Raw genomic sequence first — 23,590 nt, 5'->3', positions numbered from 1 at the left:
GGTATAACTTGCCCTGATTTCAATTGGGTACAGAATATATAAGTTCTATTTGAAGAAAAAATTTCCAATGTACAACTTGTATAGTTTTTTTACAAACTATATATACTAAGACCAATTACATAAGGAGGTGAGACAGCGTGGCACAAAACAACAACAACGAACTATTAGTTCCAGGCGTACAACAAGCATTAGACCAAATGAAATATGAAATCGCACAAGAATTTGGTGTTCAGTTAGGTGCAGAAACAACAGCTCGCTCCAATGGTTCAGTAGGAGGCGAAATTACGAAGCGCCTAGTACGTATGGCTCAACAACAACTTTAATCCAAATACATCCCCCTGGCTCACAAAAACGCGTAGATTTCCCATCTACGCGTTTTCCATATTTACCTTTGTCAATACAATCTGCAATTCCTTCAATAATGATGCTAATGCTTCATGTTCTCCCGCTTCTTGGACGATTCTTTCTGGAATATCACAAGCTTGGTGCTTTAATTGTTGACCATTATTTGTTAACATAATCTCGACTATTCGTTCATCCTTTTCAGAGCGAACTCGGGAAATAAGCCCTTTTTCTTCCATTCGCTTTAACATCGGTGTTAACGTTCCTGAATCCAGAAACAGCTTTTCGCCAATGCTTTTTACACTAAGTTTTTCATGTTCCCATAACACAAGTAATACTAAATATTGAGAATACGTTACGCCTAATGGTTGTAACAACGGGGCATATAATTTTGTCATTTCTCTTGTACATGCATATAGTTTAAAACAAATTTGATTTTGTAATAATAACGTTTGATCCATTTGAGTTACCCCTTCAAAAGTCGCTGAATATCTCCTTCAATTTTTTCAGGCGTTGTTGTTGGTGAATACCGTGAAACAACTTTGCCTTCCTTATCAATTAGAAATTTTGTGAAATTCCATTTTATCGCAGAAGAAACAAGTCCTTTTGTTTCCTGTTTTAAATACTGAAACAAAGGATGTGTCTCTTTTCCGTTCACGTCTATTTTTTTGAATATAGGAAACGTTACTCCAAAATTTAATGAACATGCTTCTTGCACTTCTTCATCTGTTCCTGGTTCTTGATTCATAAACTGATTACTCGGAAAAGCTAATACGGTAAAGCCATCCTCATTATATTTCTCATATAACGACTGCAACTCATTAAATTGAGGAGCTAACCCACATTTCGTTGCCGTGTTCACAATAAGTAATACTTTTCCTTTATAATGTTTCATTGATAGCTCTTCACCATTGCTTAATTGAACGGAATATTCATAAATCGACATTTCGACCACTCCTATAATTAAATTGTGCGCAATTTAATTATACAAAATCTATTTTTATTTGCAAGAAAAGAACGATAAAATAGAAATTTTCAAGCATAGTTCATTTTTTTTGAGTACAATAAAAGAAACACGTAGTAAAGGAGTGATATTCATGAATGAGATTCGAGAATTTATTGCTCGATTTAATGAAAATAAGAAGTCGTATATGATTGCCTATCTCTTGCTTGTGTTAGCAGCGATTATCGGATTTGTTCATATGTTTTTATTCCAAGGCGCACCACAAATTGGATTTTACCTCGGCTTTTTAATGTCTACTCTTGTCTTGTTTGCATTATACAGCTGCATTGATTTTTTCCTCAATAAAGGTAAGGAAGATGAGAGTCATTAAAAGCCTCTATTAATTTCCCCCCTTATTAGGGGGGGCTTGTTTACACATCTACCTAATCGCTAAGGACATATATTCCGCTATTCTAGGAAAAAGTAGCTTTTTTTCATCCTTATCGGACATACGTTCCGTTACTTCGTTAGAAATCGCCTTAAAACCACCTTGTTTTCCTCCAATAAAGGAACCAGTGTCCTTTAATATCTGACAATCCATTCTTCCAATAACAATAGCGGAACATACGTCCGTAAACACTATACATCCGGAATATAATCGGCACCTTAAAAGCTATCTCAAAAAAAACCTTTTTTCATAATTTGTCCAAATGCTACAATGAGCATCGAAACAAAATCTAAAGGGGATGATGAGATGCATATCGGTAGTAAAGGATGGTACGTACAACAACTTAAAGACAGAGGAATCCGCTACATCGATGGCAAAAAAATTGAAAAGTACAAATCACATGTATTAGCTAACTTATACCATCATAATAAGAAAACGGTATAGTGAAAAAACCAGCTATGAGTATAACTCATAGCTGGTTTTACTGTCATTAATACGGACCACGAATTTGATCTTTTACGTTTTCTTTATAGAAGCTTTCAATTTTCACGAGTTCTTCTTTTGTAAATGAAGGAACATGGCATGCTTCTAAATTATCTTCAACTTGTTTCACTGTTTTAAAGCCTGGAATTGCACATGTAATCGTTTCTTCATCTAAAATCCAACGTAAGGCTGCTCTCGTCATATTGCCTCGACCTTCCGCGATCCATTGTAATTGCTGGCTTAACTCTACTCCTTTATTAAATTCCAGCCCTGCAAATGTTTCTCCTACATTAAAGGCTTCTCCATCTCGGTTAAAATTGCGATGGTCATCTGATTCAAAATGAGTTGCTTTCGTAAACTTTCCTGTCAACAATCCACTTGCAAGTGGTACACGAGTTAAAATCCCAACCCCATTTTCTTTTGCTTTTGGGAATAATTCATGTTTTGGTTTTTGCCGAAACAAATTATAAATGACTTGTAGGGCTTTGACATTTGTCTTTGTTAAACAAAAGAGTCCTTCTTCTACCGTTTCTACACTAACACCGTAATAGCGGATTTTCCCTTCTTGTTGGAGCTTGTCCAACACTTCAAACACCTCACCTTGCTTTAAAATTTCAAAAGGAGCGCAGTGGATTTGGAATAAATCGATACTTTCACGTTGTAAACGCTTTAAACTCGCTTCACAAAATGCTCTAACCGATTGTTCTGAATACGTTTTTGGATCAAAAATATCGCCTGCCCGACAAAACTTCGTAGCTATATGGATTGAATCTTCTTTTCCTTTTGTTGCTTTCGCTAACAGTTCCTCACTATGGCCATCTCCGTATACATCGGCTGTATCAAAAAAGTTCACTCCTGCATCCATCGCTCGGTGTAACCCACGTAATGATTCTTCATCATTTGTATTTCCCCATGCACCCCCTATGGCCCAAGTCCCAAAACTTAACTCACTTACCTTTAACTCTGTATTTCCTAATTGACGATAGTTCACCTATTATCACTCCTAAACATTAAATAAAGCTTTTCAATCTCCATTATAGACAAGAATGCACCGCAAACAAAACGACTCGCCTCATTTCAATCTTTGATACATTTATGCTCAAGTCTAGTAACCATGACTTTTTTCTTAATTTAGTAGATTTATGTTTATCATACTTTCAAGCTGGCAATCATTTAACTATAGTAATTCATTTTAAGGAGGAGACTAGAATGAGTTTACAAGAATATATTGAAACTATTAACCAGATGCTAGAAGAGGCGAAACAAGAAATACAATCTACTAATTCATAAACATAAACGTACTAGAAACGTCCTGTTACAGGACGTTTCTTTTTTCATGTTTGATAACGGGAAGCAATTTAGGTGACAATCCGATTTTTTTACAAATTGTTAAATAATGCATCATCGTTAATAAAACGGCGCCCATATTCATTCCAATAATAATTCCTTCCATTTGCAATTGCTCCATTGACCCTAAGACAAACATTAATGTAAAGGAAATTAGAGTCGACCAAACTGAATGTAAAAATGCGTCCTTAACTAACCCAAGCCCGATTAAATAAGCTTGCATCGGAATAACAAAAAAGTGAAATAGAAAATATGGACAAAGCAGCTTTAAATAAGCGATCGCAGGTGAGTTTTCAAAAAATAAACTAGTTAATGGTTCAGCAAAATAATAAAAAACAAAGACAGCAGGGAAACCATACACACACGTAAATAACATCACTTTTCTAAGTAAGCTTTGTAATCGAAAAAAATCATTTTTCGCATATGCCTCTGATACTGTAGGAATTAAAACGATAAGTAATGAGTGTGCTATAAAGGCAGGAAAAAATCCTATTGTAAATGCGACTCCAGCTAATTTTCCATACTGGGCCATCGCAACAGCCTCTGTTAACCCCGCTTGCAATAAGGCGGCCTTAATTAAAAATGGCTTAATCGCAAAAGTAACCGCATGGAATATACGTACTCCTGTTGTCGGAATCGATACTGCAAGAAGCTGTTCTCTTACTGTTTTTCCACTAATTGAACCTTTAGAATGTGTTTTGATTGTTTTCATTTGAAGAACAAACATCGTAACTACATAGAGAAGAACAACAAACTCACTTCCTATTAAGGAACAAATTGCTATTAAGATCGCGGTCTCTAACTCAAACTCAAATATTTGAAAAATAACAACAAGAATGGCGAGTTGTGCTGCCTTTCTTAAAAAACTTGCAAACGCGATTTTCCCCATATGTTGCGCACCCATAAAATACCCTTTTGCTATTGCTGAAAAAGTGGCAATCGGTATAAGCAAGACGAGAAGCCATCGGGTAAAGGGGTGGAATTTATCAAACACCGGTATCATCGGTAAAATAAGACTCGCTAATATCACAAACCCTACCGTTAGCAAAAGTGTAAAAACAATGGTATGGCGTAACATACTTTGGTGATACGATTTATCTTTCTCTGCGATAAATTTCGAGATTGAAATTGGCAATTCTAATGTCGTTAACACAACGAGAAGAATAATGGAAGGAAGAATCGACATAAATAACCCTAATCCTTCTTCCCCTAATTCTCTAGCTAATATCATATTGATGAGAAACTCTAAACATTCCCCAATGAAAGCCGCTACAACGAGCAACAATGTTCCTTTCAAAAATTTATTCATCTTGTCTCTCCCATCCATACTCTCTTTCTTTTATAGATATGAGACAAGTTATAAAATTATTAAAAGAACATAGCAACAAGCTTCATAAATCTTAGAGAAAACTCTATTCTCTGCATGATTTTTATTCCCCGTGGGAGGTTAAGTGAAGGAGGGATTTACATGGACTGGATGAAAATTGCCCAATATACATGTTCCTTTATCGCTACATTGTGCGTGGGAATAACTTATATACAAATGAGTAAACAATCGAAAATCAAAAAAAACAAACCGAAAGAGCATTAACTTATTCCTTGCTTAATTTGTGTTTGAAATAAATCATAATAGTATCCTTGTTTTTCAATTAATGATGTATGTGTTCCTGACTCTACAAGTTCCCCATTATCAAGGACAATAATCTGGTCTGCTTGCTGAATCGTATTCAGCCGGTGAGCAATAACAAAGCTTGTTCTTCCTTCCATTAATACTTGAAGTGCTTCTTGAATTTTAATTTCTGTTACTGTATCAATGCTGCTTGTCGCTTCATCTAAAATTAAAATCGATGGATTAGCAAGAATCGCTCTTGCTATCGAAAGGAGCTGACGCTGGCCTTGACTAATTCCAGTCCCTTCTTGCGAAAGTACCGTATTATACTGATTTGGCAACCTTGATATGAAGGAATGGGCGTTTGCTAATTGAGCCGCATGGACAACTTCCTCGTCTGTTGCCGTTAAGCGGCCATAGCGAATGTTCTCAAAAATCGTGTCTTCAAACAAAAATGGATCTTGTAACACAAACCCCATATGCTCTCTTAAACTTGAACGTTGAATCGTTTTAATTTCATGACCGTCAATATAAATTTCACCACTGTCAGCATCATAAAACCGAGATAGTATATTTAAAATCGTCGTTTTTCCTGCTCCAGTCGGACCAACAAAAGCGACCGTTTCTCCTTTTTTCACAGAAAAACTAACGTTAGACAGTGTTTGTTCATCTTCCTCATAAGAGAAAGTAACATTTTTAAATTGAACATTTCCATGTACATTCTGCAACGGTTTTGCTTTCGACTCATCCCATTCCTCTTCTTTTTCATCGATAATATCAAATACCCGCTCTGCTCCTGCCACTGCAGACAATAATGTATTAAATTGGTTTGCCAAATCATTCAACGGTCTTGTAAACTGCCTTGAATATTCAGCAAAAATGACAATCGCTCCAATTGTTAGCATCCCATTCAATGCAAGTAAGCCTCCAACTCCTGCTATTAACGCAAAATTCAAGTTGTTTAAAACGTTCATTAACTTAGGGATAAACCCAGAAAAGGTTTGCGCCCAAAAGCCAGATACCTTTAATTGAGCACTTTTCTCTTTGAAAACAGACATTACTTTTTTCTCTTGCGAAAATGTTTTTACAATTTTTTGACCTGATAACGTTTCCTCAATAAACCCATTTAATTGACCAACGTTTCTTTGCTGTTCTTTAAATAATTTCCCTGTTCTTTTTGTTATCCACTTTAATCCGTAGAACATAAACGGAATCACTGTTAATGTAATAACTGTTAGCAAAGGACTTATTATAACCATTACCGTGACCATACCAACGAGTGTTAAAATACTTGAAAAGATTTGGATAACAGAACTATTTAATGTCGAACTTACATTTTCGATATCATTTGTAATTCGACTCATTAATTCTCCATGCTGGCGTTTATCAAAAAATGAAATCGGTAATGTATGCAGGTGTTGAAATAAGTCTTGTCTCATGGAAAATACAGTTTTTTGCGCGATGCCAATCATCCAATAGTTTTGAAGTAATATCGATAGTGAATGAAATAGAAATGCACACAAAAGAGCTAGTAATAAACTCCCCATGCCTGTATTGACATTGACAATATATTCATCAATCGCCATCCCAATTAAAAAAGGTCCTAATAAACCTAAACCAGAGCTTACGATTACCATAAGCAGGACAAGGATTAGTCTTTTTTTATCTGTTGCTAAATACCGCCAAATTCGTTTAATTGTCCCATACCAGTTTCGTACTTTTATTTCTTTTTTTTCGATTTGGTCCTTACTTTCTAGTGGAATTTTTTCATATCGGAAAGGATCTCGCAATTGGTTAAAGCTCATTCATATTCTCCTCCCCAAATTGTGAAGCGACAATTTTTCGGTACAAACTTGATATCGCTAACAATTCATGATGACTTCCTTGTTCTAATAATATTCCATCGTCTAAAAGCAAAATGAGGTCTGCTTCTTTAGCAGTCATAATTTTTTGTGTGATAATAAAAGTTGTGCAGCGATATTGTCCTAACGCATCAAGCAGTCGTGCTTCTGTTTTTAAATCAAGTGCACTTGTACTATCATCGAGCAAAAGGATTTTTGGTTTACGAAGCAAAGCTCTTGCAATCGACAATCTTTGCTTTTGCCCTCCTGATAAATTAACCCCTTTTTGACCAATTTTTGTTTCATATTGCATCGGAAACTTCATGATAGTCTCGTGGATTTGAGCATCTTGAGCTGCTCTTATAATATCTTCGTTTGTTGCATGTTCTTTACCCCACAATAGGTTTTCACGGATTGTTCCAGTAAAAAGCATTGATTCTTGCGGAACATAGCCAATTTCTTTTCGTAACATGTCTGCTTTCATCATACGAACATCATGACCATCAATTAAAACAGAACCTGAATCAACATCATATAAGCGCGGGATAAGTTGAACTAACGATGTTTTTCCAGCTCCTGTTGCTCCTAATATCGCAATCGTACTGCCACTAATTGCTTTGAACGATATTTTTTGCAATACTTTAGCGTCAGTATTCGGATAGGTAAAAGAAACATTAGAAAACTCAATATTTCCTTCAACTGCTCCACTAGGGTCAATCGCATTGGAAGAATCGACTAAATCAACTTCTGTTTGTAAAACATCTTCAATTCTTTTTGCTGACGCTTTTGCACGAGAAAATATCATAATAATCATCGAAAACATCGTAAATGCACCTGTTATTCGAGTGGCATAGTTCACGATGGCTACAACTTCACCAACTTGAATGGAACCACTGGTAACTTGGATATTCCCATACCATAAAATAACAAGAATGCTCACATTCATGACAAGCAACAGAACAGGCATCGTAAACTCAATTGTCCGAAGTGCCATAATCGTTTTATCCATTAACTGTTCACTTGAATGGTGAAAACGTTTATATTCTTGCTTCCTTCTTACAAAAGCTTTAATTAACTTGATTCCTGCTAAATTTTCTCTCATAACACGGTTAACATTGTCGAGCTTTTCTTGGACAAGGCGGAATAAACCTCCCCCTTTTTTCAAAACACCAACAAGAAATAATAAAAGCAGAGGCACTGCAATCGCTAAAACAAGAGCTAACGTTACATTTACCAACAACGCCATAATTAAACCACCAACAACAAGTAGAGGCGCCCGGAGCATAATTCTCAAGCTCATAAAAACCGTATTTTGTACTTGGGTCACATCATTTGTCATTCGAGTAATGAGGGAAGAAGTTGGAATAGAATTAAAGTTTGCAAAAGAAAAAGCCTGTACTTTTTTAAACATACTTTGTCTCGTATCAAAACTATAGCTTTGACTCACATGAGCAGCAAAGAAAGAGTTTGTTATCCCTGCTGCAAAGGCAAGTAAGGAAATTCCTATCATTACACTGCCCCATGTTATTACGACAGTCATATCCTCTTGTAAAATGCCGTCATCAATAATTTTGGCCATAAGCAATGGCTGCCACAACTCAACTGCAAGTTCAACAAGCATTAAAAATAAAGCAACATAAGCTGCCCATCGATAAGGTTTAAGAAATGAAAAAACCGTTTTCATGTGTTCCCCCAGCATCATTTTTGCAAATTATGTAAGAATATTCTTTCATTTCTATTTTACATGAAATCTTTCGACTTTAGAATTAATTTGAATCTCTTTACTGCATAAGAAAAACGCAGAGCGTCTTTTCGTTTCAAGCGAAGTGCGGAGCCCTGCCCGCTTTTGACAGTGAACCACAAGTGCTCTTCTTGAGGTGAAACGCGCAGGTGTGCAGCCTTCGCTCTTCTTAAATAAGCTTTTAAAGCTTCACTGCATTCTTATCTATTAAGAAAAACTGAGTGAGGAAACCCACCTCACTCAGTCCTTTTTTGTTTCCTGCAAATTTGAAAGCGGTACCGTTTATAACACTCAGGATACATTTCTCCTCCACAAGTTTCACAGGAAAACATTGGTGGTGTCATCGGTTCGCTACCGTCCGTTAAACCAAAATCTCTTACCACATCAAAAGTATCTTTTCCTTTTCATAACACACTAAACAAACATAGCTGATAGAAAGCTTCTCTGCTAATTTTCACTCGTTTTGTCTAATAGAATCTTCCTATTAGACACTTCTCTCCTATTTTACGCTCGTTTTGTCTAATAGAACCCTATAACACACAAAACGCCCCTCCGTTAAGAAAAACGTTGGATCGTCTTTTTGTTTCAAACGAAGTGCGGTGCCCTCTCTCTTCTAGAATAAGCTTTCTAAGCTTAACTGCTACATCAAAATTTTTATAAGCTTTCTTATTTTTAAAAAAGGTTGGTAGAGAAAGTGTCCTTTCTCAAACCAACCTTGTCATTAATTTAGATTAAGCAGATTCATCTTTTTTCTTTTGTTCTTCTTCCCAGAACGTTGCATTTTTAATGCCTAGTTTAACTGGATCAAATGTAGGGTCTAACCCTTGCTTCTTCTGTTGCTCGTAATCTTTTAACACACGTAATGCTGGTTTTGCTAAGATTAAAATCGCAATTAAATTTAACCATACCATTAAACCTAAACCGACTTCCCCTAGTGCCCAAGCTAGATCAGCTTCACGAACAGCTCCTTGGAATACCGCAACAAGTAAAACAATTTTTAAGACAAACATTGCAATTTTGTTGAAGCTTGCATTTTTAAATAAATAAGCGACATTTGTTTCAGCCATATAATAATATGCCATAATTGTAGTGAAAGCAAAGAAGAATAAAGCAAGTGCAATAAATGCAGGACCGAATCCAGGGAATACTGTATCAATCGCTGCTTGTGTGTAGAGTGGACCTGCATCAACATTCGCTAAATATTGGTAAATGAATGTTCCTTCGCCAGAAGGGTCAACGACATTGTACATACCAGTTAATAAAATCATAAATGCTGTAGCTGTACAAACAAGTAATGTATCCACATAAACAGAAAACGATTGAACTAACCCTTGTTTGGCTGGATGAGAAACTTCTGCTGCTGCTGCTGCATGTGGCCCTGTTCCTTGCCCAGCCTCATTAGAGAATACCCCACGCATGACACCCCACTTAATCGCCATCCCGATGATACCACCTAAGGCAGCATGAACTCCAAACGCACTAGAAACAATTAAAGAAATAACAGCTGGAATTTGCCCAATGTTAACAGCAATAATAATAAGCGCGAAAATCATATAAGCAATCGCCATAAATGGAACAACGACTTGAGCTACGTTCGCAATCCATTTAATACCACCAAAAATAATGACACCAACAATGGAAATAATGATAAGTCCTGTTACCCATGTTGGCGCGTTAAAAGCACCTTCAACAGATGTTGCAATCGCATTAGACTGAATACCAGGCATTAATAAGCTTAATGCTAATACTGTCGCTACAGCAAAAATGACAGCAAACCATTTCCAGCCAATTCCTTTTTCAATATAATAAGCCGGTCCCCCACGATATTGACCATCTTGTTTTTCTTTATATACTTGACCAAGGGCTGACTCAACAAATGCACTTGCTGAACCGATAAAGGCAATGACCCACATCCAGAAGATAGCACCCGGTCCCCCTAGCGCAATCGCTGTCGCTACCCCAGCGATGTTACCAGTTCCTACACGGCCTGATAAAGCTAGTGATAACGCTTGAAATGATGAAATACCCGCTGACGAACTTTTCCCTTTGAAAATAAGCTTAATCATTTCTTTGAAGTGTCTAAGTTGAAGAAAACGCGTTAGAATAGAAAATAAAAGTCCTACGCCTAAACAAAAATAAATCATGACATCGCTCCACAGTAAACCGTTGAGCCAATTTGCGAATTCTAACATATTACCTTTCCCCCTTTTTAAATTTTTTGAATTTATTATATATTCAAATAGCATTATATGTGAAAATATGTAATACTACAAGATTGACTTTTTTTAACATACTCGAAGTAAGGTTATTTGTTCACAGAAACGACATATAAAACATTGGTACATCAACTCCATCAGGACTTATATACTATTTTTATTTAAGAAAGCGTTTTCAATCTGTTTGTTCTGCTTTTTTCCTTCCTATATATATACACCTACTATAGAATAGATATGTCATTGATTAAGAAATAATCCCCCCTTGAACACTTCAGCTGCTTTTTTCTAAGGTAGACGTCGCAAACCATAAACAAAATGAATGGCTCATATCCACTTCCCCGTATATATGCACAAAAAGAAAAAAAACAACAACGACGCTAAATACGCTAGTTGTTGTTATGTTAAATTTCCTTGTATTTTGGTTAACACCCGTAAAAAAGTAGCCAACTCATCTGGTGCAATTCCATCTGATATTTGTTCAACAGTTTTTTGCGCTTGTTGAATTAAACCAATTTGCATTTTTTTCCCTTTTTCCGTTAAATAAATGATTTTCGTTCTCCCATCAACTGGATGAGTTGTTCTTTTTACCAATTCTCTTTTTTCAAGATTGTTTATTAACCTCGATATACATGGGTTATCTTTATGTGTCAGTTCTGCAAGTCGATTTTGCGTTAATCCGTCTTCTTCCCATAAGCGAATCATAATTGCCCATTGTTCATGCGTAACTGGGTAATTTTCATTTTTAAAGTTTGTATTTAACCGGTTCGTAACCAATCGCCCAGTTCTAGCGATTTGATGACCAATAGATTTTTCTAATTTATAATCACGATAGTCCATACTCGTCAACTCTCATTCTTTTCTTCCATCGTACTCGATTCTTATATGACTATTCAAGTCGAATTTTATCATTCTATCATCCTAGTTAAAAAGAGGGATTTATTAAATTTTGTCGAAATATAATTATTATATAGATAATTGTACGCATATTGTAAGGGGGAATTTAGATGGAGCATAGTGAAATTTCATTTGATTTAGTCGGTAGCTCTTTAGGAGAAGATATTTTTTCAGACCAAGGAATTCTGTTGTTAAAAAAAGGAATTACCCTAAATGAAACACATGTTTTACTATTACAAAACTATCGCTTCGGTCAACAAGTTATTGTAGAAAAAAAGGGGTCATCCGTTAAACCAAAAGTCAAGTCTCCAACAAAAGAACCATATGAAAATTGCCTTTCTCTCGTTAAAGACACATTTTCTCATCTGGTACAAATGGACGACTCGAAAGTTCCCCAGTTAATCAAACAATTTAACCATCTTGTTGACATGTCGATGAATGATGTTTCAATTTTAGCTTTAGTACAAACTGAATTCCAAAAACAAGATTACTTATATCAACATAGTATGAATGTTGGTATTTTCGCTGCGATTATTGGGAAAAAACTTGGCTATACAAAAAAAGAGTGTAAATTATTAGCCACAATGGGACTTTTTCACGACATCGGAATGTTACAAGTCAATCCATCTATTTTAGAAAAAAACGAGCCATTATTAGATGAAGAATATACTGAGGTGAAAAAGCATACACAATACGGTCCAGATTTGCTCAGAATGGTAAAAGGGCTTGATGAACTCGTTATAAAAGCGGCAAAATCACATCATGAAAGAGTGGATGGTAGCGGTTACCCATTAGGCAATCATGATAAGAACCCATCCTATTTCATCCAAATTGTTGCCGTTGCAGATTGCTTCAATGCAATGAGTATGAAACAATATGGCCAAAGGAAAACACCTTTTGAAAGTGTATATGAGCTTGTCTCTATGGCTCAAGCAAATCAATTAAATCCTGCTGTTGTCATTCCATTCGTACAATATATTATGCGTCAGCATTTATTTGAAGAAGTGACGTTATCAAATGGACAAAAAGCTGAAATTATTTTCATCCATGATAACGAACCACACCAGCCTTTACTTAAGTTAGACAATGAAGAATATATTGATTTACGAAAAGAGTATTCATTAAAAATATCATATTAATATAACGATAATTCCAGTGTTCAAAACGGGTCATTCCGGTTTGAACACTTTTTTTATAGATTAGAGTATAAAAGTTTTCGTCTAGTAGTGAAGCTTTGAAAGCTCATTCTAGAAGAGCGAAGGCTGTCCACCTTCGTGTTTCACCCCAAGAAGAGCTTTTGGAGTTCACTGTCAAAAGCGGGCAGGGAACCACACTTCACTTGAAACGAAAAGACACTCTCGCGTTTTTCTCTATTTCATTTAAGCTATTTCAACAATACTAACAATAATATTGTCACATAACTTCACGCTGTTACAACACAAAAATAAACTGTACTATATCAATAAACCAGAGACTTTGTGAACAATAAATTCATAATTATATCTTTAAAATTACCATTTACACGCTTTGTTTATTTGTTATAATAACATTTAATAAAAAACTGTTGTATTCAATAAATTACCCTGTTACAATAAAAACACAAAATTTATTGAAAATTCAAAATTAAGGAGGCTTTACATGACAATATTACCTAAAGTAAATGAATTAGGCTTTTTTGAAATCCGTCTCGAGTCTATCGGTGGATTAGGCGCAAACTTAGCCGGTAAAATGCTATCGGAAGACGGAGTTGTTGGTAATGGTTTAAATGGTGTTGGCTTTTCATCTTATGGTTCTGAGAAAAAAGGTTCTCCCGTCAAAGCTCATATTCGCTTTTGTGATCCACATATTAACATTAGAGATAATACCCCGATTGAGCGACCTCATGTCGTTGGCATTTTTCACGATGCTTTATTTAAAACACTACATTGTACAAGTGGAATTTATCCAGACAGCACGGTTCTTGTTAATACACAAAAATCCCCGGACATCTTAAAAAACATTATGTCAATAGAAAGCGGAACGATTGCTGTCATTGATGCTACTGGAATTGCTCTTGAAGAAGGAACAAAGGTGAACACCGCGATGTTAGGCTCCCTATATCGCATATTGGATTTTTTAGATGCTGACTCCATGAGAAATACTATCCGTCGAACATTCGAACATAAATACCCACACCTTGTAGAACCAAATATCCGCACCTTTGATAGAGGCTTTCACGAAGTTCAATTCAAAACATTTGCACCCCAAGAAGCGGTTCAACCAATTCCATTTACACGAGAAGAGCCAAAGCTAGGATACCAAACTCAACCTATTGGCGGAACTGTCATTAACCCTGGTAATAGCATCTTAAAGGATCTAAGCATTTCGCGTGCTGGAATGCTTCCCCATTTTCATGATGATAAGTGTATAAACTGTGCCGCTTGTGATACCGTTTGTCCTGATTTTTGTTTTGTTTGGGAAGAAAAAGAAGATAAACGAGGCAGACCCCAAATGTTTTTAAAAGGCATCGATTATCAATATTGTAAAGGCTGTTTGAAGTGTGTCCACGCCTGTCCTGTGGAGGCGTTATCGAGTGAAAGAGAATATGATGACGGGTTTGCAGAATCAAATCGTGTCCCCCATTTGTTTGACCTCGTGACTAAATAAGGAAAGGTGGAAATACCATGTCCATTGAAATAAATAAAGAAACAATCGAAATTCCAAAAGGTACGGCAGAACAAAGCATTGTCTTTGAATCTGGAAATGAAATGGCGGCATATGCTGCCCATCAAATCAACTATCATGTCATGGGTTATTATCCAATCTCCCCTTCTACTGAAGTTGCCCAATTTTTAGATGGGATGAAAGCAAAAGGAAAACACGATATCGTGTTGATTCCAGCGGACGGAGAACATGGTTCAGCAGGGATTTGTTACGGTGCTTCCACTGGTGGGGGACGAGTGTTTAATGCAACAAGTGCAAATGGCTTTCTTTATATGCTTGAACAATTACCAGTTCAATCCGGTACACGCTTTCCAATGGTATTAAACTTAGTAAACCGTTCTGTTTCAGGCCCATTAAACATCCATGGTGATCACTCTGATTTATATTTTGCCTTAAACACAGGCTGGCCAATATTAATGGCTCGCGATCCACAAATGGTTTACGATATGAACATTATCGCGATTAAGCTTGCTGAAGATCATGATGTACGACTTCCTGTTATCGTATCTTTTGACGGTTATTTTACATCACACCAAAAAAGACGAGTTCAAGTTATTAAAAACAACCAAGATGTTCAAGATTATATCGGGAAACCACCTACTCAGTTTCCTCACGCATTAGACCGTGAAAACCCAGTGACAATTGGTCCGTATATGAATGAACCTGATTATATTAACAACTGTTATCAGCAATCTGAAGCGATGTATAATGCCGAAAGCGTATTTGAACGCCTTTCAGCTGAATACACAACATTAACAGGACGTGAATATCCAGTTGTCGATTTATACCGGATGGAAGATGCAGAAATTTGTGTGTTTATGTTAAATTCTGCTGCTGAAGTTTGTAAAGATGTTGCTGACAAACTCCGACAAAAAGGGATAAAAGCTGGTGTCATTTCACCAAATATGATTCGCCCATTTCCACAAAAGCAAATTGTGAAAGCACTTGAAAATGTAAAAGCCATTACAGTTGGAGACAGAGGCGATTCTTATGGTGCTCACGGTGGAAATATGGCACTTGAAATAAGAGCGGCATTACAAACAGCTGGAAACTCAACAACAAAAGTGATTAATCGCATTTACGGATTAGGAGGGAAAGACTTTTTTGCTGATGATGCAGAACATTTTTTCCAGCTCGCATTAGATGCAGTTGAACAAGACCAAGTCGATAAGCCATTTGATTATTTCGGCCATTCACCCGGAAAACCAGAACATGCACCACAGCGAGTAGTACACCCTATGAAAAAAGAAGACTTAAAGTCAGGTCTAATTAATGTGACAAAAGATGAAGCAACAGGTGAATTAAAAGTAAAAATTCCTCCATTGCGAAATTTAACAAAAAAGCCGAAGCGAATTGCTTCTGGGCATGGAGCTTGTCCTGGCTGTGGGATCTTCTCTGGATTAGAGTTGTTTTTTAAAGGAATTGAAGGCGATATTGTCGCTTTATTCCACACAGGCTGTGCAATGGTTGTTACAACTGGCTACCCGTATAGTGCTCATAAAGCAACATACATTCATAATTTGTTTCAAAATGGTTCTGCGACACTATCTGGTCTTGTTGAAATGTTCCATGAACGGAAACGCCGGGGTGAATTTGAAGAGCTTGGGTTAAGTGATGATTTCACGTTCGTCATGGTCACAGGTGATGGTGGAATGGATATTGGGATGGGACCTGCCATTGGAACTGCCCTCCGTAACCATAAGATGATTATTCTTGAATATGATAATGAAGGTTATATGAATACAGGAAGCCAACTTTCTTATTCTACACCTATGGGACATATGACGAGTACATCAAGTGTCGGTAACTTTCAACAAGGAAAACCGTTTCACCATAAAGATACTGCGCAAATCATGGCGGCAACACATATTCCTTATGTTTTTACAGGAACAGAAGCATTTGATCGAGATTTATTAAAGAAAGCAGCTAAAGCCCAATGGTATGCTCAGAATGAGGGATTAGTGTATGGAAAAATTCTAATTACTTGTCCATTAAACTGGAAATCAAAAGATGAACTCGGCCAGACCATTGTTGAAGCTGCTGTGAACACTTGCTTCTTCCCTCTCTATGAAGTTGAACACGGAATCACAACGATTACGTATGATCCAGAGGCAAAAAAGAAGCGTGTGGATATGAAAGAATGGTTACGTTTAATGGGGAAAACAAAACATATGCTAACAGAGGAAAATAAAGCGTTATTAGAAGTTTTCAATAAAGAAGTGGACCGCCGTTGGAACATGTTAAAAGCGAAACATGAAAGTCCATATTTGTAAACTTTTTTAAGATGATGCTAAAGCGGAACGAGTTATTTTTCGTAACGGTCAACCGTTCCGCTATTTCTTATTTTCATAGGCTTTTCTAATTTTTAATCTTACCGGACATCCGTTCCGTTATTTCATAGAAATCAGATCAAAAACATTGTATTTTCCAGATTTAACGGAATAGAAGTCCGACAGCATTTCGAAATCACTCTTTTTATCTAAAATAGCGGAAAAGATGTCCGCTAAGTTTACAAACACAAAAAAGCTTGTCCACAACTTCGCGGACAAGCTTTTTTGTTATTTTTTGCTTTTATATTCTTTAATCACTTGACGGAATACATCTGGATAATCAGTAAATACCCCTGTTACTCCCCACTCAAGCGCTCTTCTCATTTGCTCTTCGGAATTTAATGTGTATGGGTGAATCGACAAACCATGACTTCTTACTTTTTGAATATAACTTTCATTTGTTCTTGAAAAGTTTGGACCGACTCCGATTGCATATTTTTTAATTTGTTCTAATTCTCTATCTGCTCCAATTCCAGTAGTAGGGAAGCTTAGTAATTGTACTAACGGAATATTAGGGTTCTTTTCATGAATGATAAGTAAGCTTTCTGGGTGAAACGATTGAATAATGACATGGCTAGAACGCCCATTCACACCTGTTAATTTATATTCATCCATAAGTCGTAACAGCTCATCTTCCATTCCAGGATATAGTGTTGGAGACTTTGTTTCAATATAATATTTCGTGCTTTTTCCGAAGTGTTGAAAAATTTCCTCTAACGTCGGTACTTCAAGTCCAACATATTCTTCCTTTGCTTTCCCTGGATTCCTTTGATTAAACCATGATCCAGCATCCAATTTTTTAATTTCTGCTACTGTTTTATCTGCTACACGGCCTGTCCCATTTGTCGTTCGATTGACTGTTGTATCGTGCATGGCGATAAGAACACCATCTTTTGTCATTTGCAAGTCAATTTCAATATAATCTGCTTTCATTTCAATTCCTTTTTCATAAGCGATAATCGTATGCTCTGGTGCATGCCCAGATGCTCCACGGTGAGCGACATTTAAAATCTTTGCATCTGGAGCAGGTTTATTCGAATTTGCCATAACACTTGGAGCTGCAATTTGAGTCAGTAGACCAATACTTAAAAGGGCCACAGCGGTTCTTTTCATCCATTTTTTCATTTTCTTCATCTCCTTTTTGTTTTGTACAAGCTCTACTTTAACGGGAGAATATGAATGTTATTTAGGTTTAATGTAAAAAAACTTTTCAATTACCCAAATATATCTTTATACCTAATCAACCTGTCAACTACTCCTTCCCCTCTCTACTCTAGTACTATGTTATTTTCTTTTTTTGACAACGATTTCAATTCAATACATTTCTTTATAAAAATAAAGATAAAAACGCCTCAAATCCTATATGGAGTCTTTGTAAACTACTTTTCATTTTTAGTCATTGTTTTTACATTGTTTTTAAGCTTTCTGACAAAAAACGGCCTTTAATACCCATACTTGGTAGTATGTGTCGATTATGACTTTTGTATGTATGTTTATGAAAAAAGTGTGAATTATTTATTGACATTAAGAATGAGATTCATTATCATTAAGTTGACATTGATACTCATTATCATTTAGAGAAGGGGATTTTTATGAAAAAGTATCTATTTCTACTAGTTACTCTCTTATTAACAGCTTGTAGCGGCACAGCTGCTAATGTTTCAGATAAAACAGAAAATGATAATATCCAACAAAACTCGCATGAAATTACGATTACTGATTTTGCTGAAAGAACACTTTCCTTTTCTGCACCACCCGAGAGGATTATCGCCTTAAGTAATGGCGATATGGATATTATTTATGCATTAGAATCAGAGCTTGTTGGTCGACCAACTACACGTGGAGTCTTATCTGTTCCTGAAGCAGAATCTGTCGAACAAATCGGCTCTACTCATGAATTTGACTTAGAAAAAGTGACATATTTGCGTCCCGATGTTGTACTCGGCAATTACCCAATGAATCAAAAAGATATAGAAACGATTGCTAGTATTGGCTCACAACTTGTTCTAACCAATGCTAATTCTATCGATGATATTACAAAACAAATTACTTTATATGGGACACTGCTACAGAAACAAGAAAAAGCCGAACAATTAAAGGAAACCATTGAACAAAAGGTAACATCGATTCAAAACAAACCGCTTTCTAATGAAGTTCGGGTGTTATTAGTTTATGGCGCTCCAGGAACATATATGGTCGCTTTACCAAATTCCTTAAGTGGAAATATGTTAGAAACCGTCGGGGCAAAAAATATCGCAGCTGATTTTCCACAGCTGGATCATTATCCCCAATATGCACAATTAAATACAGAACGAATTATTGAAGCCAATCCGCAAGTCGTGTTGCTTATGGTTCATGGTAACCCTGAATCGGTAAAAGAAGGCTTTATTAAAGAAATGCAGCAAAATGCTGCATGGAATAATCTTGATGCGGTTGTTAATAATCAAATTGAAATATTACCAACACATTTATTCGGGACGAACCCTGGCACTCAAGTGACGGAAGCTCTTGATTATCTTTATGAAATTTTACTAGAAGTGGAGTAACCTTAATGAATATTGAAACAAGAAATAAACGAAGAAGGTGGGTACTTATTGTAACCCCTATACTTCTCCTTCTTGTCTGCTTTTATGGCTTAACATATGGTTCTATTCCGATTTCGTTACGAGAGATTTGGCAAGTATTGTTTGGTGAAAGCGACCAAGTCTATCAAACGATAATAATGGACTTACGTCTTCCACGGGTATTAATTGGGTTATTAGTAGGGGCTTGTTTAGCTGCTTCAGGTGCATTATTACAAGGTGTTATGAACAACCCATTAGCCGATCCAGGAATTATTGGAGTTACAGCTGGTGGTGGATTAGCCGCGATTATTACGATGATTTTATTCCCGCAATTCAGTTTGTTATTACCGATTACTGCTTTTTTAGGTGCTTTTCTAACTGCGATGATTATTTACGGTCTTGCTTGGGATAATGGAGCGTCTCCATTAAAAATCATTCTTGCTGGTGTCGCCATGAACTCGCTTTTAGGTGCTGTGACGAGTGGTGTCATGGTCATTTATAGTGACCGTGTTCAAGCTGTGCTTCCATGGTTAGCTGGGGGATTAAATGGGAGAAGCTGGTACCACCTTGAATTTATGGCTCCCTACGCCATCATTGGGTTAGGGTTAAGCTTTTTCACCATAAAATCTATCAACCTATTATTATTAGGAGATGATTCTGCCAAACTACTAGGTCAACGAGTAGAACTACACCGATTTCTGATTATTATTCTAGCTGCGTTTCTTGCAGGTACGGCTGTCAGTGTGGCTGGTTTAATTGGCTTCGTCGGTCTTGTTATTCCTCATGTTATCCGGTTATTAATCGGAGAGGATTATCGGTTTTTATTACCTTTATCAATATTGGCTGGGGCAACGATTGTTGTTTTTGCCGATACGATTGCCCGCTCATGGTTTGATCCAACTGAACTTCCTGTAGGGATTTTATTAGCATGTTTAGGTGCACCATTTTTCTTATATTTATTACGAAAACGGAGGGTCATGTAATGTCAGCCATTTATACAAAAGAAGTTACCACCCACGTTGGCAGGTTTTCTCTCCACGATATTTCTGTCTCATTTGAAGTAGGAAAAATCACTGGCATTATTGGTCCAAATGGTTCTGGAAAATCCACATTACTTAAAGTGCTTACCCGTTTGCTTTCTATTGATAAAGGAGAAGTTCGGCTCAATGAAAAGAAATTACATGAATATAAAGCAAAAGAGTTTGCGACAACATTAGCCATGCTTCCACAATCAAAAGGAGTTCTACCAAACCTTACCGTAAAAGAACTCATTACATACGGTCGCTCTCCACATCAACAGCTTTTTACTTACCGTCTTTCTACAGACGACAAAATCGCCATTGAATGGGCAATGGATGTAACCGGAACTTCAAAACATGCTAACCGTATGTTTCATACTTTATCGGGAGGTGAACAACAAAAAGCTAGAATTGCGATGGCCCTTGCTCAACAAACAAATTTATTATTATTGGATGAACCAACAACATACTTAGATATTTCTCATCAACTTGATGTAATGGAAATGCTTGACCATATTAATCAAAACTATCAAATGACGATAATTATGGTCCTTCATGATTTACAACAAGCCGCAAAGTATTGTCATCATCTCATCACAATGAAAAAAGGAGCCATTGTCACTACCGGTCAACCGAAAGAAATGATTACGGCTCAGTTTTTACAAGATGTCTATGGCATCGAAGCGAAAGTGCAATTTGAAGATGGTTATCCAATTATAATACCAATAAAAACAATAAAAAATGGGAGGAATTCATAATGGTAATTGTAACAAACACTGTAAAAATTCAACCGGGGTTTGCTGAAAAATTAATTGAACGTTTCAATAAGGTTGGAAAAGTAGAAGGAATGGAAGGCTTTTTAGGTCTAGAAGTATTATTAACAGAAAACACAAAAGACTATGATGAGGTCACTATTAGTACGCGTTGGGAAAATAAAGATGCTTTTCACGGTTGGACTCGAAGTGACGCTTTTAAAGAAGCTCATGCTCACCGTGGTGGTCAACCTGAATTTATTATTGAAAACAAAACAACATTTTATGATGTCATGGTTGTACGTCAACCATTAAAAGCCGCTCAATAACATGTTACTACCTGCCATAGTTGCCGTTACAGTTGTAACGGCAACTATGGCTCTATTAAGAAGAGTCAATATTATTGCATATATTTCGCTACTAATTCATAGCACCTTTCTCTTGTTAACGTTGCTTGCGTCGCAATATACTCTAATGTTTCCGTTGAGCCACCTTCGTATTTTAACGATGATTCTTTCGCCGTATTATCTCGGTAAATAATCCACTCTCGTTGCTCTTCCCTTAGCTTATCCATTTCTTCAGGCTTCAGTTGTTCTTTCAACACACCGTAAATTTTATTTAATTCTTCATCCCACTTTCGATATCTCTCTTCTTCTTGCTCTTCCAACTCTGCCATTGTTACGCCAGGTTCTAATTGTCGATCGGCTTCTTCCATTTCATTCAACTTCTTAAGATAGTCACCTTTCTTGTCTTCTTGAGATTCTTTGTCAGAATGAGAAGTAAGCTCTTGTTCAACCTCCTTCGTGTTATCCTGCTCTTGTGAAACGTCTTCTGCTTCTATTTCTGTTTCATCTCGCTCCAAAGTTTCATCTACTATTTTTTGCTCCAAATTACTATTTGCAACTTGAGTATTCGTGTTAGTAGATACATCATCAGAACTGTTACAAGCACATAATACTGTAGAAACTCCAATCAACATTGTCGTAAACACTCTCATCTTTTTTTGCATAATCTAACCTCATCTATTTATTTTTTACTAGATTACATTTCAACTAGCATAGTTAGTTTATCATAATTTCCAAAATTACCATAAGAAAAACGCGGGAGCGGTGTTTCGTTTCAAGCGAAGTGCGGATCCCTGCCCGTTTTGACAGTGAACCCCATGTGCTCTTCTTGAATAAGCTTTCTATGCTTCGCTGCTAGACCAAAATTATTATGCTCACTCATTTGTCTCATTTTTGCGGTCAGAGCAGCCGTTATTTGTGAACATGATACGGGTTTCCGTTTTTTAGCGGCCACAGGAGCACTTATTCACGCAAAAGCCACTCTATTCCTAGCGATATATTATGATTAACTGCTCCTGTGTCCGCCAACGTTCCAAAACGCTAGCCATGTTCACAGATAACGGTTTTCATGGCCGCTCACTTCCCATAAACACCAAGATCACTAACACGATTAATCCGACCCAAGTGTTGAATGATTCACTTGGGTCTTTTCTTGTTTGTCTTGTATAAGCTTTCAAAACTTCACTGCTATGCCAGAATTTTTATGCTCTTTTATATGTCAAAAAAAGAAAAGTCCAATTCCATTATTGAACTGAACTTCTTTCTTTTAATTTCCCATGTACCACTAATCTACCTGTATCGCGATCTAATGTATAATCACAAGTGGATAAAGTAATAATTTGGTCAGTTTCTTCAATCGTAACATCACTTTCAAACAAAGACTTTTCTTTTAGTCTTTCAATAAAAGTCTGATAATCGGCATCACTTTGAAAATCTGTTTCAATATAGTAAAAATCGGTTGTCGTTAAATACGCTGAAAAAACCTCGACATCATAACCTTTATATAACGTATCAAAATAAAAAATCGGGTGACTGTAAAAAAAGTCTTCCTCCAAATACTGGTTGAGCTGAGTAAACATCGAACCGTCCCGCATACGGTGACCGTATAAAATAATATTACGATTATTCATCTCTACGTTATTTCGGTAATCCATAAAAATACTTCCTGCTCTCGTTTCCTCATGTTTAAAGCTCCTGTTTAAATAGTATTCATTGTCTACAGCTCGAACAATCGGGTAATCAATGACCGTGCCATCAACTGTAATCCATCCTACAATATCTTTATTTATTTCAAGAAGAGGTCCAAACTGTGAACGAATGCCATCTGAATCTTCTTCAACAATGGTAGCTTCATAATAAACATCTTGAGCTTCTGCCATCACTTGTCTGTTTTTATAATAATCCCAAAATGTCATGCCAAGCTTATACGAAGAAAATAATAAAATCGATAAAAACAAAAGCGTGCCGAGCCGATGCATCGCTTTTGTTTTTTTCCTTTTTTCATCCATTCATG

At 36.5% G+C, this 23,590-nt stretch carries 22 protein-coding genes; 11 read left to right on the top strand and 11 right to left on the bottom strand.

Annotation, left to right across the window (positions count from 1 at the left end; genetic code table 11):
- Positions 1–137 precede the first annotated feature (137 nt).
- Positions 138–323, top strand: coding sequence for an alpha/beta-type small acid-soluble spore protein (locus tag T323_RS0107300; protein ID WP_026672683.1), 186 nt, complete (start codon positions 138–140; stop codon positions 321–323).
- Positions 324–368: 45 nt separating this feature from the next.
- On the opposite strand, the gene T323_RS0107295 is transcribed toward T323_RS0107300, so the two are convergent.
- Both T323_RS0107295 and T323_RS0107290 read right to left on the bottom strand, forming a co-directional pair.
- The gene (locus T323_RS0107295; protein ID WP_026672682.1) at positions 369–803 is read right to left on the bottom strand and encodes a MarR family winged helix-turn-helix transcriptional regulator; all 435 of its coding nucleotides are present in this window, start codon (positions 801–803) and stop codon (positions 369–371) included.
- 5 nt (positions 804–808) lie between these two features.
- The gene (locus T323_RS0107290) at positions 809–1,288 is read right to left on the bottom strand and encodes a glutathione peroxidase (RefSeq protein ID WP_026672681.1); all 480 of its coding nucleotides are present in this window, start codon (positions 1,286–1,288) and stop codon (positions 809–811) included.
- A 151-nt stretch (positions 1,289–1,439) separates the two neighbouring features.
- On the opposite strand from T323_RS0107290, the gene T323_RS0107285 reads away from it, so the two are divergent.
- Both T323_RS0107285 and T323_RS28315 read left to right on the top strand, forming a co-directional pair.
- Positions 1,440–1,676, top strand: coding sequence for a hypothetical protein (locus tag T323_RS0107285; protein ID WP_026672680.1), 237 nt, complete (start codon positions 1,440–1,442; stop codon positions 1,674–1,676).
- 363 nt (positions 1,677–2,039) lie between these two features.
- The gene (locus T323_RS28315; RefSeq protein WP_084309177.1) at positions 2,040–2,177 is read left to right on the top strand and encodes a YflJ family protein; all 138 of its coding nucleotides are present in this window, start codon (positions 2,040–2,042) and stop codon (positions 2,175–2,177) included.
- A 46-nt stretch (positions 2,178–2,223) separates the two neighbouring features.
- On the opposite strand, the gene T323_RS0107270 is transcribed toward T323_RS28315, so the two are convergent.
- Together T323_RS0107270 and T323_RS0107260 are read right to left on the bottom strand one after the other, a co-directional pair.
- The gene (locus tag T323_RS0107270; protein WP_026672678.1) at positions 2,224–3,207 is read right to left on the bottom strand and encodes an aldo/keto reductase; all 984 of its coding nucleotides are present in this window, start codon (positions 3,205–3,207) and stop codon (positions 2,224–2,226) included.
- Positions 3,208–3,531: 324 nt separating this feature from the next.
- Positions 3,532–4,872, bottom strand: a complete 1,341-nt coding sequence (locus T323_RS0107260; RefSeq protein WP_026672677.1) for an oligosaccharide flippase family protein — start codon at positions 4,870–4,872, stop codon at positions 3,532–3,534.
- Positions 4,873–5,031: 159 nt separating this feature from the next.
- Between T323_RS0107260 and T323_RS29540 the strand changes: the two genes are divergently transcribed.
- Positions 5,032–5,154: a hypothetical protein gene (locus tag T323_RS29540; protein ID WP_281175726.1), complete on the top strand. Its 123-nt coding sequence runs from the start codon at positions 5,032–5,034 to the stop codon at positions 5,152–5,154.
- Here the strand turns inward: T323_RS29540 and T323_RS0107250 are convergent.
- From T323_RS0107250 to T323_RS0107235, 4 genes are all read right to left on the bottom strand, one after another.
- Positions 5,151–6,977, bottom strand: a complete 1,827-nt coding sequence (locus T323_RS0107250) for an ABC transporter ATP-binding protein (protein ID WP_026672676.1) — start codon at positions 6,975–6,977, stop codon at positions 5,151–5,153. The genes T323_RS29540 and T323_RS0107250 overlap by 4 nt on opposite strands.
- Positions 6,967–8,697 carry an ABC transporter ATP-binding protein gene (locus tag T323_RS0107245; RefSeq protein ID WP_026672675.1) on the bottom strand — a complete coding sequence of 577 codons (1,731 nt, stop codon included), beginning with the start codon at positions 8,695–8,697 and terminating at the stop codon, positions 6,967–6,969. The genes T323_RS0107250 and T323_RS0107245 overlap by 11 nt, the downstream gene beginning before the upstream one ends.
- 788 nt (positions 8,698–9,485) lie before the next feature.
- The gene (locus tag T323_RS0107240) at positions 9,486–10,946 is read right to left on the bottom strand and encodes an alanine/glycine:cation symporter family protein (RefSeq protein WP_026672674.1); all 1,461 of its coding nucleotides are present in this window, start codon (positions 10,944–10,946) and stop codon (positions 9,486–9,488) included.
- A gap of 420 nt (positions 10,947–11,366) precedes the next feature.
- On the bottom strand, positions 11,367–11,807 hold the full coding sequence (locus T323_RS0107235; RefSeq protein ID WP_035178024.1) for a MarR family winged helix-turn-helix transcriptional regulator: 441 nt from the start codon (positions 11,805–11,807) through the stop codon (positions 11,367–11,369).
- Between the two features lie 167 nt (positions 11,808–11,974).
- Here T323_RS0107235 and T323_RS0107230 point away from each other — a divergent pair, with 167 nt between their 5' ends.
- The 3 genes from T323_RS0107230 (at position 11,975) to T323_RS0107220 (ending at position 16,840) form a co-directional block, all read left to right on the top strand.
- Positions 11,975–13,003 carry an HD-GYP domain-containing protein gene (locus tag T323_RS0107230; protein ID WP_026672672.1) on the top strand — a complete coding sequence of 343 codons (1,029 nt, stop codon included), beginning with the start codon at positions 11,975–11,977 and terminating at the stop codon, positions 13,001–13,003.
- A 499-nt stretch (positions 13,004–13,502) separates the two neighbouring features.
- On the top strand, positions 13,503–14,510 hold the full coding sequence (locus T323_RS0107225) for a 2-oxoacid:acceptor oxidoreductase family protein (RefSeq protein WP_026672671.1): 1,008 nt from the start codon (positions 13,503–13,505) through the stop codon (positions 14,508–14,510).
- Positions 14,511–14,527: 17 nt separating this feature from the next.
- Positions 14,528–16,840, top strand: a complete 2,313-nt coding sequence (locus T323_RS0107220) for a thiamine pyrophosphate-dependent enzyme (protein ID WP_026672670.1) — start codon at positions 14,528–14,530, stop codon at positions 16,838–16,840.
- Between the two features lie 285 nt (positions 16,841–17,125).
- Here T323_RS0107220 and T323_RS0107215 read toward each other — a convergent pair whose 3' ends face one another.
- Positions 17,126–18,022, bottom strand: a complete 897-nt coding sequence (locus T323_RS0107215; RefSeq protein ID WP_026672669.1) for a glycerophosphodiester phosphodiesterase — start codon at positions 18,020–18,022, stop codon at positions 17,126–17,128.
- 467 nt (positions 18,023–18,489) lie between these two features.
- Between T323_RS0107215 and T323_RS0107210 the strand changes: the two genes are divergently transcribed.
- Genes T323_RS0107210 through isdG form a run of 4 tightly spaced genes read left to right on the top strand, consistent with a single transcriptional unit; the run spans position 18,490 to position 21,561 of the window.
- Complete coding sequence (locus T323_RS0107210) at positions 18,490–19,443, top strand: ABC transporter substrate-binding protein (protein ID WP_026672668.1); 954 nt, start codon at positions 18,490–18,492, stop codon at positions 19,441–19,443.
- Positions 19,444–19,448: 5 nt separating this feature from the next.
- Positions 19,449–20,444 (top strand): FecCD family ABC transporter permease, encoded by a 996-nt coding sequence (locus T323_RS0107205; protein ID WP_026672667.1) that lies wholly within the window; start codon positions 19,449–19,451, stop codon positions 20,442–20,444.
- Positions 20,444–21,238, top strand: a complete 795-nt coding sequence (locus T323_RS0107200; protein WP_026672666.1) for an ABC transporter ATP-binding protein — start codon at positions 20,444–20,446, stop codon at positions 21,236–21,238. The genes T323_RS0107205 and T323_RS0107200 overlap by 1 nt, the downstream gene beginning before the upstream one ends.
- On the top strand, positions 21,238–21,561 hold the full coding sequence (isdG, locus tag T323_RS0107195) for a heme oxygenase (protein ID WP_026672665.1): 324 nt from the start codon (positions 21,238–21,240) through the stop codon (positions 21,559–21,561). Before T323_RS0107200 ends, isdG begins: the two co-directional genes overlap by 1 nt.
- A gap of 71 nt (positions 21,562–21,632) precedes the next feature.
- On the opposite strand, the gene T323_RS0107190 is transcribed toward isdG, so the two are convergent.
- Together T323_RS0107190 and srtB are read right to left on the bottom strand one after the other, a co-directional pair.
- The gene (locus tag T323_RS0107190) at positions 21,633–22,241 is read right to left on the bottom strand and encodes a lysozyme inhibitor LprI family protein (protein ID WP_026672664.1); all 609 of its coding nucleotides are present in this window, start codon (positions 22,239–22,241) and stop codon (positions 21,633–21,635) included.
- Positions 22,242–22,820: 579 nt separating this feature from the next.
- A complete protein-coding gene (gene srtB, locus T323_RS0107180) occupies positions 22,821–23,585 on the bottom strand; it encodes a class B sortase (protein WP_026672662.1) in 765 nt (254 codons plus the stop codon).
- Between the last annotated feature and the right edge of the window lie 5 nt (positions 23,586–23,590).

The organism is Alkalihalobacillus bogoriensis ATCC BAA-922 (assembly GCF_000621445.1).
GTDB lineage: Bacteria > Bacillota > Bacilli > Bacillales > Bacillaceae_F > Bacillus_AO > Bacillus_AO bogoriense.
Note: the sequence above shows the minus strand (reverse complement) of the source record. Positions and strands in the feature narration are given on the sequence as shown.